A 20,497-nucleotide genomic window follows, 5' to 3' on the forward strand; every position below is an offset into this window, starting at 1 on the left:
AAAAAATTGCATTCGACACTAAATTCACATCAGTCCAATGAAGTTTGAGCAAAACTGGCTTGTGGCACAGTTGAAAAAGACCGCATAATAAGTACATTAAGATGTACGAATATCGGGGCAAGGTCACGTCTATACCACCTCGAAATCTCAGTCACGAAAGTCTGACAGACTCTGTTATCCTACTTGTTTAACTTCTCGAATCTTAGGCGATTGCGCAGGATCACTTCGTCGATGAAACAGGCAACCCATGACGAGACCGACAGCATGAAGATTCTGCGATACAATCATATACACGCCATCCATCACAGATCGTTTGCGCAAGATCCCCAAAACAAAAGGAGTTATAACCAGCAAAATCAGCACCCACCAAAAAATAGGTTGATAAATTGCACCAGCGAAACTGAATAATAGCCCTAACCACCAGCCACTTACAATCACAAACAGGCGATACTGAGCAATGCCACTCAGCGTTTCCTTTAAATAGGGTTTGCCCCAAACTTCCCGCAACAGTTCTCCTGCAGCCCAAGCATGACGCGTATGCCAGCGCCGCCACAACAATCTGAAGCTTGTATCAGTATGACCATAATGCTTAATAGCTGGGATGTCTAAACGCAGTAACCGCCAACCAGCGGAACGCAAACGTAATGCAAGCTCATATTCTTCATAGGCATGAAGATTGCGGTTTGTCAGATACCCGAGTGGCGTTATCGCCGATTTCCTGTATAGCCCTCCCATGTTCAAACTATCCACTTCGCCAAATCTAAAAATATCATCTTCCACCCGGCGACGAAACTCGGCATTCATTATGTGCATCTCCTCGACTCTGCCACCCACACCACCAAGTCTGATATCGTTATCTAATGCAGCTACCGCAGCAACCAAAAAATCTCCATTCAGCTCCATATCTGCGTCAAGAATATAGAGATATTCACCTCGTGCTATGCGGTAACCCAATTCGGCTCCCACTCCACAGCAACGATCAGCCGGATCCACCAACTGCACAATATGAATTGGATAACGACTAGCTAATTTTACGGTTTGATCGATAGATAGTGAGTCGGCCAGAATCACTTCACCCTCCCCTACCTTTGCAATTGCAGCTAGCGAGGACTCAATCGCACGAGTTATATTCCCTTCTTCATTCAGCGCCTTGATGATGATACTAACTTTCATGTAACACTCACATTCGAAACTGGGTTGATCAGTTGTAACAGTCCGACTACCTCATGTTCAATGCACACAGACTTTTCCACTAGCAATTTGACCATAGCTGATTTATTTTAAGGGGCTGTAGTTGAGTAGGTTAAAAAATGCCATTGTATTTTTTTAAGACGCGTTAGCCTTATTCCAAGAGTTTTCAATGCCATTGATGTAATTTCTACCTTGTGCGAATAGTGTGTGGTTTATTCGTTCATGGCAAAAATGACTCACATCCAGTGCATTGTAACTATGATAACAATCTGTATAAACTACCCTGTCAGGCACTATTTTTCTAGTAATTAACGGCAACAACGAAATCTCCAACAACATTCGTATAAACCTTGCCGCCACACTTCAATATGTTAAACACAGCAACGTCTGAGTAATGATCCCTTATCTTTATTTTCTCGTACATACTCCAATATCTGCGCACGACTTTGGTTAAACGAATTAAACACTTCACTGCTCGAATTATTTCGGGGGGGCATGCCTTACAAAATGGAGGTTATGCTTACGATACAACCAATCCAGATAGCCAAGTGTTGCAAAAAATACAATCTGAATGCTTATAAGTTCCACCAATCCCGCACGATAAAATACATAAACCGCAAATAGTACCAGAGCAGCTTGAATGGCAGCAGCATCGGCTTTTACTACCGGTATAGTTGATCCCCGTCTCAACTGGCCAGCACAATGCCAAGCAGAAGCAAAAATGGCCATAAAGAGGCTGAAGCCAAATATGCCTGTCTCCCAGAGAATAGTTGAAGCTGTTGTCAAATCAATGCCATGCGTGGGATAGCGTTTGGCAATATGACCACGCGTAGCAGTATGGGAGCTACCTAATCCATTTCCAAATATGAAAGAAATCGGATCATGGGTGCCTTGCTGCTCAAACCAGAAAGTTAAGACTGTAGTGCGATTAAGTATCCGATCCTTTCCGTAACCCTGTTCATAAAAATTATAATTGAGGATTTCTTCAACTTGTTGATCAACGGGCTTATCTGAAAGGCTCAAATAGTAGTAACCTGCAGCTATGGTAATCAGTATTGTTACAAAAAAACCCATCAACCAGTAATGAAGTTGAGTAATCATTTTGTGACGGTATAAAACTAGAAACATCAGCGGCAACAGTATGATCACCACTTTAGTCTCGCCTAAAAATAAAGGCAATAATACCACAGGTATCAGCAAGATCTGTCGAGTAACAGATAGAGTCTTTTCCATTCCCCGTGCTAACAAGAAAGCGAGAACGATTATAAGAAAAAGCACCATTTCTCCGTTAGCGCCTCCAACTTCCGAACTTGTCCCGAATGTACCTGCAACAACATCGACAGCCCCCACTCCCCATCTACTTACAAGCTGAGGAGCGAATACTATTAGTTCATACAATGCAAAAGGTAATTGTGTCAATGCGGTAACTAAAAAGAATAATCGCCAACGATCCATATCCCGGTCATCAAAATTAAGCCAGCATAACGCAAGCAAGACCCCCCACACCTGAAAGTAGCGCTTAAAACCACTCAAGAATTCACGCGCTGAGTCCCATTGAATGAGTGAATCAAACAGCACATAAACTAGATAAAACAAAGCAATCCAAACAAAGGCTGGAGTATCTTTCAATTTATTTGGTGATGTAGCAATTCCAAAAAAAGCTATAAACATCAACAAAAAACCAAGCAGTGAAACACCCCAAGCTGCTTTTGAGGCGATAGAATCGAAATAAAGTGGCAGCATACCAACTACCAACAAACCAAGTGATAAAACAAGCCATAGGATCCATACAGGCTTGGTTATCAGTACCACACCTATCATGAGAGCAACTGCAACACTAATAATTATAGGATTAGCCGTTACTGCAAACAAACCGAACATTATTGCCATCAGCGCACTGATCAATACAATAATATAAAGAAATATTTTCTGACTACCTATATTGGGCGAGGCCCCAGTCTTGTAAACAAAATTCTGCTTATACACCAAAGGTTCCTATTAGCCTAATGCGTTCATTTGTACTAACTGCAGACAATAAATCCTGAATAAAAATCGTCTGTAGCTGATACGCTTTATCTTTATCAGAATCAATAGAAGATACGCGTACTAACATTCCATCAGGCACATCCCCAGTCAAGCCATACTTTAATTGTTGCAATTTCTCATCAATACCAGGTAAGACAGCTTTGTTACCAACCGTTACCCAGTAGGTAATCGGTTCATTACGATAACCTTTAACAGCCAATAAACGCTTAATCGGTAATTTTCCATATTGTGTAAGCAGCTCATCAGCATAAGTTTTCATTATCTCGAAACCTTGAGCGTAATAGCATACTTCAGGTTTATGTACCGCTAGATTGTCACTCTGATCACCGCCATAGGCTACAGAAAGCATAATACGTTCGCCTATAGAGTTTACGTAAGTCCTCGACAAGGTTTGATTGTATATTTTGTCTAACATGGCTTGTGTTTCAGCATCTACCTGCAACGGAATAATCGATTTGTCGACACGCCAATCTCCAAATTCGGTTGGAATCATGATCTCGAGATCAATTCTTTCTTGCTGATCTGCAATCTTCTTGGTCGGAGTTAATGCTTTAGTTAAGGCTCCTGATGACACCATCAATATACCCAGAAAAATACTGATAATTATCGATTTTCTCATTCCACCACCTTTATTCTTCTAGCTTTCAAATATTTTTATTAAATAATTTCGTATTCTTTGTACAGTACGAAAATAATCAGCTACTACCCATAGCAGAATGCGAAGCATTAACAGGCTGCCCTTTAATGAAATATTGCAATGCCGCATCGACACCCAGAATAAGTATTAATGCACTGATAAACAAAACCATGCCAGCAAAACCATGAAGGAATCCTTGTCCTGCTGCATCTCCATAGTGATAGGTAATCAGTGTAAGTACGATAACGCGAATAACGTTAGCGGTAAAAGAAATAGGTACAATTAGAATGGCTAATGTCACATTGCGTAATACCGAGGTATGATGCACAAGGTTCAAATAAAATAGCCCCAGCGCTTCCAATGTTAACAATGTTTGAAGTCCAGCGCAGGCATCTGCCACAAGGAGTTGATATTGCCCAATTTGCAAGATAACACCATTTCTTGCTATAGGATAATTTGCCCAGAATAAAATATGTTCAGCTACAAATGAAACTGCCATCTTCATAGGCATAGTAAGCAAGCTGACCACTTGACCAGGCAATGGAATCATAAAGAGCAAAAAAAAACAATGGAAACCACATCACTTTCAATGCGATGTAACCTCGTTTTATAAGGATAACAGCCGCGAGTATCCATATGAAAGAGCTCATTTCAAACACTAATATTTGTTGTGAACGCCCAATAACATAAAGAACCAGAGCCACAAAGAAAACTACCCATCCAAAGAAAGCAGCTGATTTCCCCTCACTCTTATTGATCATCTCCATCCATTTACGATACATTAACCAAAGTGAAAGTATTAGTATAATTGGCCCATGAGCTTGCTCTTCTTTAGACCACATTCCATTAGCAAGATCATAAAAAGTGGGAACATATAAAATCAACAATCCAAGAAAGATAGGCCACCAGTCCACAATAGCTGACTTTAAATCACGATGTTGATGAGTAAATGAGAGCATAGTTTTTTATTCTAGAAGTCAATTAATACAGAACCAACCACTTCGGCCCCACTGTACTTCAGCTGTTCATTAATCATGTTGATATCACTTAATCGGGTATTATTTTTGTGCGCAACCACCAGTACTCCATCCGTACGAGCAGCAATAGCAAGTGCATCGGCACCACTTGAAACAGCCAGAGTATCATAAAGAATCACATCGAATTGATTTGCAAGTTGATCGTTTAATTCATCAAATAAGCTCCGATTGAGAAGTTCCAAAGGATTCGGTGGAAGTGTTCCTGCCGGTAATACGGAAAGATCAATAAATGAATCTATTTTTGCAATTACTTCAGAAATATTTGCTCGACCGGCAAGTACATCGGATAGTCCCTGCCTGTTTCTTAAATTGAATATCTCGTGCTGTTGAGGGCAACGTAAGTTAGCATCTATCAGTAGTGTACGTTCCCCAAGTTGGGAAAACACGACCGCGAGATTTGCTGCAAATAGGCTCACACCATCTCCCAGGTTGTAACTCACTATTGCAAGTGCTTTATGACCTGAAGTAAACCAACGCAACATTAATTGACTGCGTACCGCACGAAAAACTTCTACTTGAGCACCAAATGGTTGATAAGCGACGACCAATTCTGGCGGATGATTCCCCTGACCAGGCAATAAATATGGATAATCAAATTGCTGCGCCAAAACTAACTGTATATCAGCTTCAGTAATTAAGCCTAATTTAAGTGCAGCATCACCAAAACGCAATCCAGTCTCTTTTTGTAAGCGCAATACACGTTCAGCTTCAACAGGGGTAATTTTTCCCATATCCAGAAGGATATGTCCAATACTAAACTTTCGGATATGAGATGAATTTGCGCTGATAGAACCGGGATCGTTAAGCTTCCTGGTTTCTGAGGAACTTATAATACTCATTTTATTCTCCATATTTCGAACCTAGGCCGATTCATCGTATTAAACGTGGCCAGCTCAATTGCAAGCGTTTTTGTTTTGGTATTCCTTTTTTTATCACACCAAGTACAGGTACATGAAGCACATCGACAAGATCTTCAGGAGAACGCACGCGGCGATCAATCATCTCTGCAAGCAACCCCATTCCAAGCCCAAGCAAAGTTCCTAGGATTACAGACAAAACCACGTTTAGCAGCAATTTCGGGCTATCCGCTTGATCGGGGATTTTTGCCGTATCTAGTATGGAAACGCTTGACAAATTAGCTTGTCCTTCAAGGCTAGTCTGATTTAAACGCTGCATAGCGCTATTGTAGGCTTGTTGAGCACCCTCAACTTCTTTAAAATGAAGATACAATTCATTTCTAGCTTGATTTAGAGCCAACACTCTAGCTTTCTGTTCTTCCAATGCTGCTCGTATTTCTCTTTCCTGACTGACAGCAGAATCAGTAGTAGTTTTGATATGTTTATTTAGCTCCGCTCTCAATTTCTCCATCTCAGCTTTAGCACCCGCGTAACTAGGATGATTATGACCCAGTTTCTGTGAGACTTCAGAAAATCTCGATTCGGCTTGCGACAAATTTAACTTGAGATTACTGATCATTGCATTCTTAGCAATATTGCTACTTTCACCCCTTCGGTTCTTGATGTCTTGTTCTGCAACAGTTCCCATCAATTCCGCTTGGGCAGATACCAATTGACTAGAGAGATCATTTAAACGTTTTGTCTCAATATCAAGCCGAACATCGGCATCAATGATTCCTGCCTCCTGCTGATATTCAGTTAATTTTTTCTGAGCTATTTCAAGTCTTTCGCGTAATAAATTAAGCTGATCTGTAAAATAAGCCGCCGCTTTTTGCGAAGGTTCCACCGTAAGGCGAATACTTATTTCTTGATAAGCGTTCGCGAATGCGTTTGCAATAATTGACGTAAATGCAGGATCTGCACCTTTATAACTAATACCAATCACACTGCTATCACGAGAGGTTTCAATATCCAAGTTTTTCAGCAACAAAGCCGCCAACCACTCACGTAAACCTAAATTACTCCCACTTTCTTCAAATTGCCTCCTCACCACATCGTTCTGATCAAGCCTAAGTTGATCCACCACCATCAATGCAATCCTAGTGCTTTTAATAACATCTAATTGTGTCGCCATATAACCAGAATTCAACTGCGCTGGCGAAACCATCCCTGTTACAGGATCAGCTCCTTTGTAAGTAAGCACAAGTGTAGCTGTAGATTTATAGCTTTTGGGTAAAAGTAGACTAACGACTGAGGTTGTTAATATCGTAACAATCAATGTGAATAAAATCAGTTTTCGCCGAGCCAATATGATTAGAAAAAAACGAGAAAAATCCATGTGTAAGCCCCAGTCTGAACCTAATAGTTACAATAATTATTTTAAATAAATTCGGTAATAAGAAATCAAAAGTCAAAGTCAGAACAGACTTTCCTTGATATAGATCACATCGTCAGGCTGTACCAAATCACTGGATTTCGGAGCAAATATCTGCAAATTACCTTCTGTGTCACGGCGTTGAATTTTTAATCCTCGCTCAGTCCCACGCTGCGTCAATCCACCACCAACTGACAGAGCTTGTATCACCGTCATATTACGTTCAAGCCTATATGCTCCGGCACGTTGTACTTCACCATAGATATAAAATCTAGGAGCTCGTTCAACATAAATAAAATCATTGCTCTGTATAATTAAATCCGGCGATAGATCGCCAGCACGAACCATCTCCTGTATATCTATCACTTCTTTAATAAATTTATTTCCGTCGGCGCGAATCAGAACAACAAGCTCGCCTCCTTCAGGAACAACACCTCCTGCCATCGCAAGAATCTCGGTTAAACTGCGTTTACCTTCGATAGGGTAGCGCCCCTGATTACGAACATTACCAAGCACAGATACCATCTGACTCTGTAACGAAGCAGTAACGATCATAACTTGCGGTTTACGCAGAATATCCCTGCTTTCCAGAAGATTTGCTATCTTTCTTTCCGCAGCTGATGGAGTTAGTCCATCGACTACGATTTCTCCCAAAAGTGGAAATGTTATTTTCCCAGTCTCACTCACTTTCGTTTCGGTCGTCATATCTGGATGGCCGTAAACAAAAACCCTTAGCGCATCACCAGGTCCTAATGCGCTTTCCCCTGCCTCTGCAGCCACCACATTCCCAATACAACCAATCCATAACAAAGTAATGACTATCGCTAAAATCTTCACTGCCTTCATAACATTTATCATTTGCCCATAACCCTTAATTCATACTGCACTGAACACTATATTAGAAAAGACAAATTACCTAATATAAACATTGGCTTATTTTAACCCCATAATACCACGTTCGATAGAACCGTTAGAGGTAGGCTCCGTCAGATTTAAATTATTTGTTGCATTATCAGCATTTGGAGCAGCTTGCGGAACAACTGGTTTATCAGCAGCACTGGACTCTGGTGCTTTAGCATTCAAATATTCTATTTTTGCAGCTGCGCGTAAACGTGTGACTTCCGCGTCAGTCGCTTCCTTATATTTCTGGTTCAACAAAAATCGTTCAATTTGAGGTGTAGCAGCTGCAAGTGTAATAGGACTATCCTTTATTGCATTAACCGAAATCAGCAAACTATTCTCTTGCTCGTTAACGATAAAAATAGTGTCCTTACTTTTTTCCTGTAGCATTTTAGCCATCTGAGGCGGCAGATCGGTGCTACTACGTGATGCCAAGCTTCTGAGATACGGAACTTTATTTTTGTCGAGCCAAGTCACGACCTGATCTACAGACTTTGCTGCATCGATAGTTTTCTTTAATTCACTACTGAGATCCTTCGTTGCAACACGAACTGTTATTAAATCAAATTGCTTACGCTGCGAGAAAAACTCAGGATGTTTCTGGAAATATTCATCAATCTCAGCCTGAGTCGGTTTAGCAATTTTACTCACAATACCTTGCATATAAGCTTGCGCTATTACTTGCGCATTTGCACGATCGCGTGCTTGCATTACATCAGGAGTACGATCCAGCTTGTTGTGAACCGCTTCGTCAAGAATTAATTGACGAACAATCAGAGATTCCAAAAGCTGCTTACTTGCGGCTTCATACTGTTCAGGACGGACATTGGCACGCTTGATTTCTTCATTTAGCTGAAGCATGGTAACTTCTTTACCATTGACACTAACCAGAGCCTGCCCGGTTTTCTTTTCTTTTGGTTCATTGCTGTCACAAGCTGCGAGAACTAAAGCTAAACTAATCATAAGCCCTGTTAGTGCCGTCCGAGTATTTGCCAATACCATAATATTTCCCTTAATGATTACAAATATAATGAAACAAACTCAAAAAAATTCAACACATATCTTTACACAATGCCTAAACACAGAATGAGAACAATACGTTCTACTGAGCATCTATGAAGCTGGATACGACAATTAAATTATAAACTTTAATACTTAAAGTAATTCTTTATAATGAACATTAATATACATTGATAATCAACAATATACAAAATATTTTCTGATTCAATACTTGAAAAACGCCATTGATTAAGGAGTACTCTGCATAACCGATTAATTTATCTAAAAAAACATATGACAAAGAACTTGATAGACTTGTTCCTTCAAAATCATCTCTATCGCAAGATCATTAGTCAATGATTTCACTTGAATCTTAAATGTCCCTTTATTTCTGTTACCGAAGTTAACAAAAATACGATTAAATCTTGTTAGCTGATTTGGTAAAGTTCCAAGAAAACTCAAGCAAAACAATTTTCGCGCACTTATATTGTCATCATGTGACAAACGAAAGCGAAAATAGCCAAAGACAACCAAACATCAGCTTAATAAAGCTTTGAATTGATACTTTATCCGATATCACCGTTTCCATACCAGTCACATCCTAACTGGCCATAATGACCACGTTACCGCTTCGCTCTCAAGTTAATTCAGCTTGTCTAACCAGACCCAATTCTCGTACTAACGATTTATCCTATAATGTAGGACAGATCTGTACTTCACAAACACAGATTACTGATTTACAGGCATTAATTGACACACGAGCCGTTGAATCGCTGTAATTCCCGAATAATTTCTAACGCAGAAAGTGGTTTACTAAAATAAAATCCTTGATATTGACTGCATCCACGCTGTTTGAGAAAGTCAATTTGTTCCTTTGATTCAACACCTTCCGCAATCACCTGAATATTCAGGCTACCAGCCATTGCAATAATTGCTGTAACTATTGCCGCATCATTCTCATCGAGAGCGATGTCACGCACAAAAGAACGATCAATTTTAAGCGCATCAATCGTATAGTGCTTCAAATAGCTCAAGTTAGAATAACCGGTTCCAAAGTCATCGATCGATATCTTGAATCCCATTGCACTTAATTGTTGCAGCGTTTCATTCACCTCAACGATATTTTCAGCAAGCATGCTTTCTGTAATCTCCAAAGTCAAGCAACTCGCAGAAACTTTTGCTTGCGTTAAAATACTCGCCACATCTTGCACAAACAGCTTTTTCTGAAATTGTTTGACGGAAAGATTGATAGCAATTCTGGGCACACTCAAACCTTGATCTTGCCACGCTTTTAGCTGCTCACACACCGATCTGATAACCCAATCCCCAATCGGTAAAATCAGGCCCGTTTCTTCGGCCAGCTTAATGAACTGAATGGGCGGAATCAATCCCTTTTCAGGATGCTGCCAGCGCAACAACACTTCCAGACTAACCAGATAATTGTTGTCCATATCAATAATCGGCTGATAATACAGTATCAACTCATTATTTCTTATGGCTCTATGCAAATCGTTACCCAATTCATGCTTTTCTTGAATTAAGCGATCCATCTCTGCCGAGTAAAACTGATAGTTGCTTCGCCCCGTAGCTTTAGCATGATACATCGCCAGATCGCTATGCTTTAACAATGCATCAACATCCTTACCATCCTTAGGATACAGCGCAATTCCGATGCTGCTGTCAATATGGAGTATCCGTTCATTAATGTGATACGGGAGCGCCAGCAAGTGCAATATTTTCTCCGCGATCGATTCAACATCCTCCAGATCGGTGATTTCCGTCAATATCACGATAAACTCATCCCCGCCTTGACGGGATGCAGTATCCTCACTGCGTATGCTGGATAAAAGCCTTGCAGCCACTTCTTTTAGCAGCAAATCGCCAACACCATGACCCAGCGTATCATTCACGACTTTGAAGTGATCCAGATCTATAAACAGCACTGCCGAAAAATCATGATGGCGCTGATTATGCGCCAACGCCTGCGACAAGCGATCCTGCAACAACAATCGATTTGGCAATCCAGTCAGCACGTCATGATTTGCCATAAAACTGATGTGCTGCTCCAATTGTCTGCGTTCCAACCATAACCTGAAATCGTCCGCAATATAATTAATCAGGTTTTGCTCGTCCGGTAGCATGAATGACTTTTCTTCCCGGTAGAAAACCTGCAATTGACCGCAAAAATGTCCATCTACTTTGATTCTTGCGAAAATCCCATGCGTCAGATCTTCGTTATAGTGATTTGAAGTATAGCGTTGCTCATAAATACTGATCATGCAGGCCGCATGATCGGGAAACTGCATTGCCGGAATCAGATGATCGAATATCCGTTCACAAAGCTCCCCGACAGAGAGGTCTTGTTCCATCTCCCGCCGGATCGCATACAAACATGTTCTTTCCTTAAGCCGTTCGTGCAAAATCAATTCTTTCTGTTTACGCGCAGTAATATCGACGCGGACGGATATATAGCGAACTATCCGGCCGTTGCTGTCTTTGAACGGAACAATCGTGGAATCGACCCAGTACAAGCTGCCACTTTTTCTCCGGTTACAAATCTCTTTATGCCAAATTTTGCCATTGGTGATGGTTTCCCACATATCTATAAAAAAATCACTCGAGTGCACGCCTGAGTTAAGAATACGATGATCCTGCCCGATAAGTTCGGAACGGCCATACCCGCTAATCTCACAAAAACGGTCATTCGCTTCAATGATCCGACCGGAACGGTCACTCACGGAAACCAATGCAAGCTGCCCAATGGCTTCAAGGTAAGTTGTCAGCTCCGCATTGGCAGCTTGCAATTCCTTGTAAAGTAATTTTAATTTAGACTTGGATGCAACCAATGCTGCATTAGCCGCTTGTAATTCTTTATTCGTCGACAGCAATTCTTCATTGGTCGATTGCAGCTCTTCGTTGCTGGATCTAAGTTCTTCTTGCGAAGTTTGCATTTCCTCATGAGTGGCTTGCATTTCCTCACGCATGAGTTGCAGTTCAGTCATCATCGCCAATACAATATCATCACCTTTCTCGGATAAATCCGCTGCTTGCTCGATGTTTGAAAGCCGTAGGACTTCTTCCAGACTGATCATTGGATTTTTCTTGGTCATCGCTTGAAGAGAGAAGTCCTGAAGCAAATTGCGCCTTTCTTGCGGCAATCCATTATCAAGACGTTTATACACCGCCAAACTGCGCTCCAGAGGGGCAAACATCTCTGGAAAATAATCGATCGATTCCGCAGTTCCCAATAGCAAAATACCGCCAGGATTCAACGCATAATAAAATAGCGGGAATAATCTTTTTTGTAATTCACGATCCAGATAAATCAGCAAATTCCGGCACGACAAAATATCCAGCTTGGAAAATGGCACATCGGCAATAAGATTCTGTGGCGCGAATATGACCATCTGGCGTATTTCATTACAAATCCGGTAGCCATTCTCGTGCTTGATAAAGAACCGGTTTAAGCGCTCCAATGAGATATATTGGCTGATCGCTATGGGGTAAAAACCCTGACGGGCCTTAGTGATGGCATCCTGATCCAAATCAGTCGCAAATATTTTCACCAAGTACCGGTCTTGCACTCCTCTTTGCTCCAAAGCTTCCCAGAAAAGAATAGCGAATCCATAAGCTTCTTCTCCTGTCGAACAGGCAGGCACCCAGATTCGCACTGTTTTTCCTTCAGGGTGGGCTGCCAAAATGGGTGGAATAATCTCTGCTTTAACATACTGCCACATGACCGGATCGCGGAAAAAATGCGTCACATTGATTAATAGCTCTTTAAATAGCAAATCCAGTTCAACAGGATTCTCACTTAAAAAATGCGCATAATCTTCAACCTTACTGATTTGATTCTGTCGCATCCGCCGGTCAACGCGACGATATAGCGTGCTTCTCTTATACTGAGAGAAATCATTACCCATCCGCCTAGATAAGAGTTGCACAACTTCACTCATCGCACCGGTAAGATGGAATCCTTGCAATTTGGATTTCAAATAACTGGTCACAATGTCCGGCAAAACGTCGAGTGCTACGAGCGTATCCACTGTGCTTGCTTCAATCAAGTAATCCGGCACACCACCCGGTTCACTGGACATAGAATCCTGCGTAAGCCCCAACCCTCCTTTTTTCCGTATGGCGCGTAACCCCTGGATACCATTTGCGCCCGAACCGGAAAAAATAATACCAACCGCCGACTCCCTATATTCTTCCGCCAAGCTGTGAAAGAAAAAATCGATTAAGGAACTTGATGCATGCCTCGGCTCAGCATCAAATAAGCACAAAAAACCGTTGGAAATAAATACATTCTTGTTTGATTGCGCGACTATATAGATACGATCAGGTTGCACTTCCGTCAGATTTTCCACGCACACTATCTTCATACTGGTAACATCTTGCAGTTGCCGAGGAGATAGATTTCCTTGCATCGTATCTGATTGTTGAATAACGACAAAAGCCGCGCCGCTATCCGCTGGTATCTGGGTAAAAAACTGCCGTAGCGGCTTGAGTTCGGTTGCTGAAGCACCAATACCCACCACTGGGAATAATGTCCTTTCAGGATTGACTGGTTGATGGGATGGGATAGATGGGTTTATGCGCGTTTTTTGTTTTATTGCAATCAACTTCTTCGGATTTGAACTCATTTTTCTGATCATCAAAAGAAGCCTCTGATTCTATGAAGTTAACAGGAAAATTTTGATTGATGTTTATAGCATAGTTTTATGAAAACTTTTAGCTTTATGAATACAGAATGGAAATGGATTTAAAGATTTGCAACGCACCAACCCCAAGTCGACCTTGCGCCACAGCATAATAAATACGCAAAAACCATTTTCAAGCAGAAAATTCACTATTGCATTTACCATACAAATGGTTACTCAATGGTCCTTATTACAACAAATAAGCTAAGAAATTCGCACAACCTTGTTTATTTTTTCAAATGAAATCACAAAATATTTTTACCGGAATTCCCCAAAACCTGGATCAGGAATTGTTTGAATTTCTAGCCGGAAACGACAAAGTGGTGATCGAAAAGATCATCTCGAAAGGGCAAAAGTCGCCAGAATCCGGTTGGTATGATCAGGAGAAAAATGAGTGGGTTATTGTATTAAGGGGCAAGGCGATACTGTCTTTTGAAGATGAAACACCAATACATCTTAATGAGGGAGATTTTATTAATATCCCCGCTCATAAAAAGCACAAAGTCTCATGGACAGATCCAGACAACGAGACTATCTGGCTCGCTGTTCATTACTGAAGAGATTATTTAACTCAGAATCGAAAGCAGAATCCCGAAGAAATTCTATTACCCGGACTCACCATCATGAGCTTGGTAAGGACCTGATATTAGCCGCTTTCTGATAATTAGTTGCGCGCTTGCTTACTATATTTCTGACGGAATTTCTCAACCCTTCCGGCAGTATCCACAATTTTCTGTTTACCCGTATAGAACGGATGACAAAGTGAACATACTTCAATACTCAATGGTTTGTTCATGGTAGAACGCGTTGTAAAAACATTACCGCAACTGCAAGTGACGGTAATTTCCTGATAGTCTGGATGAATGTCTGCTTTCATTGCCTATATCCTTAATTATTCCATCCCCAATGGGAAGCTTAAAAAGCTGCGTATTATCCTTTAATGTACGTATTGGCGCAACTGTGAAAATTAAATCCTAAACCCGCCGCATGGAGTCAAAAAAGTCGGAATTATTCTTAGTCGCCTTGATTTTATCCAGTAAAAACGCCATCGCGTCCATATCGTCCATCGGATGTAGTAGCTTACGCAGCACCCAGATTTTTTGCAGCACATCGGGAGAAATCAGCAATTCTTCCCGGCGAGTTCCTGACCGGTTCACATTAATTGCTGGATATATCCGTTTCTCCGCCATTTTCCGGTCAAGATGAATTTCCATATTGCCGGTACCTTTGAATTCTTCATAGATCACATCATCCATGCGTGATCCGGTATCAATCAGCGCTGTCGCGATGATCGTCAACGATCCGCCTTCTTCGATATTACGCGCTGCGCCGAAGAAACGTTTAGGCCGCTGTAACGCACTGGCATCCACACCGCCGGTCAGTACTTTACCGGAAGCCGGCACCACAGCATTATAAGCGCGCGCCAGCCTCGTAATCGAATCGAGCAGTATCACGACATCTTTCTTGTGCTCGACTAAGCGTTTCGCTTTCTCAATGACCATTTCGGCGACTTGCACGTGCCGCGTGGCTGCTTCATCGAAAGTGGATGAGATGACTTCGCCTCTCACCGAGCGGATCATTTCCGTCACTTCTTCCGGACGTTCATCAATCAGCAGCACCATCAAAATCACATCCGGATAATTAGCCGCAATGGCGTGCGCGATGTGTTGCAGCATCACGGTTTTACCCGACTTTGGACTGGCCACTAATAAACCGCGCTGCCCCTTTCCAATTGGGGCAATCAAGTCAATGATGCGGCTGGTGATATTTTCTTCGGCTTTGATATCGCGTTCGAGCACGAGCCGCTCATCTGGAAATAACGGCGTCAAATTTTCAAACAGGATTTTCTGTTTGGAATTTTCCGGCGGTTCATTATTGACCTTATCAACTTTTACCAGCGCAAAATAACGCTCCCCTTCTTTCGGCGGGCGAATCTCACCATCAATCGAATCCCCGGTATGCAGATTAAAGCGCCGGATCTGACTGGGTGAAATATAAATATCATCAGGCCCGGCCAGATAAGAGGTATCCGGAGAACGTAAAAATCCAAAGCCATCCTGTAATACTTCCAGCGTTCCATGACCGTATATATTTTCGCCCTTGCGCGCCTGATTTTTAAGCAATGCGAAAATCAGATCCTGTTTCCGCATTCGGTTGGCCCCATCAATTTCGTTCTCGACGGCCATTTTTACTAGTTCAGTGACGTGTAGGTTTTTTAAATCGGATAAGCGCATGAAAAAGCTCGTGAAAAAATAATACTCAGGTGAAAGATAATGATGCTGGAAGGAAAGTTGTTACGGATGGGATTATTAAATATAAGGTGGTGTGGGCTTTACCAATCACCTAGTCCACAAATCTATTATGTTCAATAGACTAGCGGGTTTAAATATGACTGTCAATAAAGGCGGTTAATTGTGATTTTGATAAAGCTCCGACTTTGGTAGCCTCGATAGTGCCGTTTTTAAACAGCATCAGGGTCGGGATACCGCGAATACCGTATTTCGGCGGTGTTAGCTGATTTTCATCGATATTCAATTTAGCCACCTTAAGGCGCTCGCCATATTCGCTTGCAATCTCATCGAGTATCGGCGCTATCATTTTACAAGGGCCGCACCACTCCGCCCAGTAATCCACCAGTACAGGGGTTGTCGATTGTAAAACTTCCGCATCAAAATTAGCATCAGTAACGTAATGAATATGCTGACTCATATAATCCTCATTCAATTATTCAGTATTAAGAAGAGTAAACCTAATTATCTCAAAGATTGGTTTACGGGATTGGTTGGAATAACGCTGTAAAAGAGTGGTATAAAACTAAATTGTTATGCTATAGAAAAAACTGTTAAAAGGGAAGTAGCTTTTAAAAATAGCGCTCGGAAGAAACTGCGGAATATTGTCTCACATCTGCAGGAACCGGAATCGGACAATCATCCTTCCGATTGTTGAAATGCCACAATATGATCAGCTTCGAGTCTGATCCCTATTTTCCCGCCAATCGCATGATCATGGTGGCTGGGGACGAGCGCAAGGACTTTGGCTCCGCCCGCCAGACGCAACGTATACAAAATCTCCGCGCCGCGAAATGCCTTATGAACCACCGCCGCCTGCATCGTGCTGCTATCATCGTGCACAATATCATCCGGACGCAACAATACATCCACGCTGCAACCGGCATCACAGTGCTCTGGAATTACCCCTTGCAATACGCCCAATTCAATTTCAACCTGTTGCGCATTGATCACCTTACCGGGGAGAAATACTCCCTGACCAATAAAGTTAGCCACAAAACGGTTGGCCGGGCGATGATACAGATTGAATGCCGTATCCCACTGTTGAATCTCACCGTGATTCATCACGCCGATCTCATCGGCAATCGCAAATGCCTCCGCTTGGTCATGCGTCACCAGAATCGCGGTGGTTCCTTGTTGCTTGATGATCTCACGCACTTCCATGCTCAACCGTTCGCGCAAACTCACATCCAGATTGGAAAACGGCTCATCCAGCAACAACAGATCCGGTCTCGGCGCCAGCGCGCGCGCCAGCGCAACGCGCTGCTGCTGCCCGCCCGATAATTCGTGCGGATATTTCTTCGCAACGCTGGCCAGATGCACGACATGCAGCAATTCTTCAACCCGCCGCTCACGTTCCACTCGCGTTAACCGGTGCAGACCGAAACCGACGTTGGCGGTCACATCGAGATGCGGAAACAACGCATAATCCTGGAACACCATACCAATCCGCCGTTGTTCCGGCGGCACGAAGGAATCCGCACTGCTCACACAGGCGCCATTGAGCACAATTTCTCCGGCTGCAACCCGCTCAAAACCGGCGATACAACGCAAGGCAGTGGTCTTGCCGCAGCCGCTCGGGCCGAGCAAACAGCCGATCTGCCCCTTCTGCAATTGCAAAGATAAGTTACGGATAACGACCTGCTCGCCATACGCTTGCAAAACGTGATTCAGTTGCAGCAACCCAGTACTCATCGGTTCACTTCTCAGTTTGTCGCATAAACAAGAAAATCGGAATCAGCCCGGCCAGCACCAGCGTAACCGCAGGCAACGCAGCCTGCTCCCATTGCCCTTCAGAAGTCATTTCATAAATTCGCACCGCCAGTGTATCCCAGCCAAAAGGCCGCGTCATCAGCGTAATCGGCATCTCTTTCATGACATCGACAAACACTAAAGTCGCCGCCGTAAAAATGCCCGGTTTCAATATCGGAATATGTACTTTCCGGATCATCGCCCAGCCATGCAACCCGAAACTCATCGCCGCCTCGTCGATATTAGGCGTAATTCGTTGCATCGCGCCATCAATCGGATAATGACTAACCGCCATAAAACGGATCAAATAGGCGATCAACATAATCATCAGCGTACCCTGGATCAATTGCCCTGTCTCGATTTGCAACCAATGCATCATCCACTCACTGAGCCGCCCATCCAGCCACACCAGCGGCACATACACACCAATCGCCAGCACCGTGCCGGGCAATGCATAACCAATCGTAGCGATACGCACCGCATAGCGCGTAACTGGACTGGGATAACGCCGTGCCGCATAAACCATGGCAATGACAACCAAACAAATCAACAAAGCCGCCAAACCGGACAACGATAGCGAATGCCAGAGAAATTCCAGATAGCGGGCTACGTCATAATCTTGCGTAAACGATCGCATCGCCCACTGGCACAATTGCAGTACCGGCAGCAGAAATGCCAGAAACAAGACGCTCAGGACAAAACCGGCCACCAGCCAGTTATGCCATCCCGTCAACCGGATACGCTGCGCGCGCTCGGTTTTTTTACTCTCCGCATAGCGCATACGCAACCGGAACTGCTGCTCCAGCACAATCACAACAAAGATGATCAGAATCAATAAAGAAGCAAGCTGCGAAGCCGCGGGCAGAGAAAACATGCTAAACCACGCTTTGTAAATCGCGGTCGTGAAGGTATTGTAATTAAACACCGCGACGGTACCGAAATCCGCCAGCGTCTCCATCAGCACCAGCATCACGCCCCCGGCTATCCAAGGTCGCGCCATCGGCAATACCACCTTGAAGAATCCTTGCTTGCGGTTGAAACCCAGCGATTGCGCCACTTCCAGCGAGCGCTTGCCTTGGCTCAGAAAAGCATTGCGTGCCAGTAAATAAACATAAGGATAAAAAGCCAGCGTCATGACCACAATCACACCCGCTCTGCCGCGAATATCCGGAAACCAGGACAAATCCGAATCCAGCCAGGCACGCAACATAGTTTGCACCGGGCCGGTAAAATCAAACAGCCCCAAAGCGACAAATGCCGTGACATACGCAGGCATCGCCATCGGCAACAGCAACGCCCAGGAAAAAAAACGCCGCCCGGTGAAGTCATAAACCGCGGTGAGCCACGCCAGACTGATGCCCAATAGCGCAGTACCGCTGACGACACCCAAGGCAAGCCAGAACGTGTTGATCAGCAGCTGAGGAAGCGTCGTTTCAAGCAGATGCTGCCAAACATCGCCGGCCGGTGCGAAGAAGGCGGACACGATCACGCCCACAGGCGCCAGTACCAATGCAGCTGCTATAAAAGGAACTGAGCGCCAAATGGCCATGACATATTGGTGAAGAAACAGAACAAAAGAACTGGCGTAAAAGGCTATTATTTTCTAGCGCTTCTACGCCTCATTGATTTTTGTAGCGACCGTACCTTTTTATTGATAACCTGCACGATCCATCAGTTTCACTGCGGTAGTCTGCAATTCGCCGGCTTTAACCAGGTTCATCGGATTTTGCTTAAAACTGCCCCACGCCGCGACAAACGGATCCGCTGCAATCTTCGGATTAACCGGATATTCCATATTCACATCGGCAAACAGATTTTGCGCTTTGTCGGATGACAGGAATTCCAGCAATTTAATCGCAGCCTGGGTGTTCCGGCCATGGCGCGTAATACCGGCGCCGGAAACATTGACATGCACGCCGCCATCATTCTGATTCGGCCAGAAAATCGCCAAAGGCAAATTCCGGTCTTTCTTCATCAATCGGCCATAGTAATAAGTATTGACCACCGTCACATCACATTTACCGGCAGCGACAAACTCCAAAGCCCGAGTGTCATCGGATAGCGGATCGGTCGCCAGATTGGCCACCCAGCCTTTAACAATTTTCTCGGTCTCGGCTTCGCCATGTTCAGCAATCATCATCGCCACCAGGGATTGGTTATACACTTTCTTCGATGTGCGCAAACACAGCCGTTTGTTCCACTTCGGATCGGCCAGATCTTCATAGGTTGAAAGCTCTGAAGGCTTCACTTTCTTGGTGTTATAGATCAGCGTGCGTGCCCGGATCGACAAACCGAACCATTCCTGTTCAGGGTCGCGCAAATGCGCCGGGATATTGGCTTCCAGCACGTTCGATTGCACCGGCTTCAACAAACTTGCCCGTGCCGCTGCCCAAAGATTACCCACATCGGAAGTAATCAGCAGATCCGCGGGCGTGTTTTTCCCCTCCGCTTCCAGCCGGGCAAGCAATGCACCTTCGTTATCCGTGGTGTATTTGACCTTGATCCCGGTTTCCTTGGTAAATGCATCAAACATCGGTTTGATGAGTTGCTCGATGCGCGCGGAATAAACAACCACCTCCTCAGCATGCGCCAGCGGTGCGATCAGTGACAAGAAAAGAAAAAAAACAGCAAAATAAAAATGACTTACATTCGATTTCAACATGAAAAATTCCAAGC

The 20,497-nt window shown here is 43.6% G+C and carries 15 protein-coding genes and 2 pseudogenes; 1 reads left to right on the forward strand and 16 read right to left on the reverse strand.

All coding sequences use genetic code 11. The features are described from left to right. Positions 1-174: 174 nt before the first annotated feature. From BLU57_RS04905 to BLU57_RS04945, 10 genes and pseudogenes are all read right to left on the reverse strand, one after another. Positions 175-1,173, reverse strand: coding sequence for a glycosyltransferase family 2 protein (locus tag BLU57_RS04905; RefSeq protein ID WP_090317146.1), 999 nt, complete (start codon positions 1,171-1,173; stop codon positions 175-177). A 136-nt stretch (positions 1,174-1,309) separates the two neighbouring features. Then, positions 1,310-1,576 (reverse strand): annotated as a pseudogene (locus tag BLU57_RS16445) (transposase); the annotation flags it as partial. A 95-nt stretch (positions 1,577-1,671) separates the two neighbouring features. Continuing rightward, a complete protein-coding gene (locus BLU57_RS04910; protein WP_090317149.1) occupies positions 1,672-3,177 on the reverse strand; it encodes a hypothetical protein in 1,506 nt (501 codons plus the stop codon). Next, on the reverse strand, positions 3,170-3,856 hold the full coding sequence (epsI, locus tag BLU57_RS04915) for an exosortase-associated protein EpsI, B-type (protein ID WP_090317152.1): 687 nt from the start codon (positions 3,854-3,856) through the stop codon (positions 3,170-3,172). Before epsI ends, BLU57_RS04910 begins: the two co-directional genes overlap by 8 nt. 76 nt (positions 3,857-3,932) lie before the next feature. Then, positions 3,933-4,833, reverse strand: a pseudogene (gene xrtB / locus BLU57_RS04920) (exosortase B). Positions 4,834-4,844: 11 nt separating this feature from the next. After that, entirely contained in the window at positions 4,845-5,750 is a 906-nt protein-coding gene (epsG, locus tag BLU57_RS04925; RefSeq protein WP_090317155.1) for a chain length determinant protein tyrosine kinase EpsG, read from the reverse strand. A 31-nt stretch (positions 5,751-5,781) separates the two neighbouring features. Next, positions 5,782-7,146, reverse strand: coding sequence for a chain length determinant protein EpsF (gene epsF / locus BLU57_RS04930; protein ID WP_090317158.1), 1,365 nt, complete (start codon positions 7,144-7,146; stop codon positions 5,782-5,784). A 78-nt stretch (positions 7,147-7,224) separates the two neighbouring features. Then, positions 7,225-8,028: a polysaccharide export protein EpsE gene (gene epsE / locus BLU57_RS04935; RefSeq protein ID WP_256206131.1), complete on the reverse strand. Its 804-nt coding sequence runs from the start codon at positions 8,026-8,028 to the stop codon at positions 7,225-7,227. A gap of 87 nt (positions 8,029-8,115) precedes the next feature. Further along, positions 8,116-9,084: an EpsD family peptidyl-prolyl cis-trans isomerase gene (locus tag BLU57_RS04940; protein WP_090317165.1), complete on the reverse strand. Its 969-nt coding sequence runs from the start codon at positions 9,082-9,084 to the stop codon at positions 8,116-8,118. Between the two features lie 743 nt (positions 9,085-9,827). Beyond that, positions 9,828-13,724 carry an EAL domain-containing protein gene (locus tag BLU57_RS04945; RefSeq protein WP_176776366.1) on the reverse strand — a complete coding sequence of 1,299 codons (3,897 nt, stop codon included), beginning with the start codon at positions 13,722-13,724 and terminating at the stop codon, positions 9,828-9,830. A gap of 296 nt (positions 13,725-14,020) precedes the next feature. Between BLU57_RS04945 and BLU57_RS04950 the strand changes: the two genes are divergently transcribed. Beyond that, positions 14,021-14,338 (forward strand): cupin domain-containing protein, encoded by a 318-nt coding sequence (locus tag BLU57_RS04950; RefSeq protein ID WP_090317189.1) that lies wholly within the window; start codon positions 14,021-14,023, stop codon positions 14,336-14,338. 107 nt (positions 14,339-14,445) lie between these two features. On the opposite strand, the gene rpmE is transcribed toward BLU57_RS04950, so the two are convergent. The 6 genes from rpmE to BLU57_RS04980 form a co-directional block, all read right to left on the reverse strand. Continuing rightward, the gene (gene rpmE, locus BLU57_RS04955; RefSeq protein WP_090317191.1) at positions 14,446-14,658 is read right to left on the reverse strand and encodes a 50S ribosomal protein L31; all 213 of its coding nucleotides are present in this window, start codon (positions 14,656-14,658) and stop codon (positions 14,446-14,448) included. Between the two features lie 97 nt (positions 14,659-14,755). After that, positions 14,756-16,015 (reverse strand): transcription termination factor Rho, encoded by a 1,260-nt coding sequence (gene rho, locus BLU57_RS04960; RefSeq protein WP_090317194.1) that lies wholly within the window; start codon positions 16,013-16,015, stop codon positions 14,756-14,758. A gap of 148 nt (positions 16,016-16,163) precedes the next feature. Further along, entirely contained in the window at positions 16,164-16,490 is a 327-nt protein-coding gene (gene trxA / locus BLU57_RS04965; protein WP_090317197.1) for a thioredoxin TrxA, read from the reverse strand. Positions 16,491-16,708: 218 nt separating this feature from the next. Then, positions 16,709-17,764: an ABC transporter ATP-binding protein gene (locus BLU57_RS04970; RefSeq protein ID WP_090317200.1), complete on the reverse strand. Its 1,056-nt coding sequence runs from the start codon at positions 17,762-17,764 to the stop codon at positions 16,709-16,711. Positions 17,765-17,768: 4 nt separating this feature from the next. Continuing rightward, a complete protein-coding gene (locus BLU57_RS04975; RefSeq protein WP_090317202.1) occupies positions 17,769-19,370 on the reverse strand; it encodes an ABC transporter permease in 1,602 nt (533 codons plus the stop codon). A gap of 99 nt (positions 19,371-19,469) precedes the next feature. Continuing rightward, entirely contained in the window at positions 19,470-20,483 is a 1,014-nt protein-coding gene (locus BLU57_RS04980) for an extracellular solute-binding protein (protein WP_090317205.1), read from the reverse strand. Between the last annotated feature and the right edge of the window lie 14 nt (positions 20,484-20,497).

It is taken from the genome of Nitrosomonas oligotropha (assembly GCF_900106555.1).
In the GTDB taxonomy this organism is placed as follows: Bacteria; Pseudomonadota; Gammaproteobacteria; order Burkholderiales; family Nitrosomonadaceae; genus Nitrosomonas; species Nitrosomonas oligotropha_A.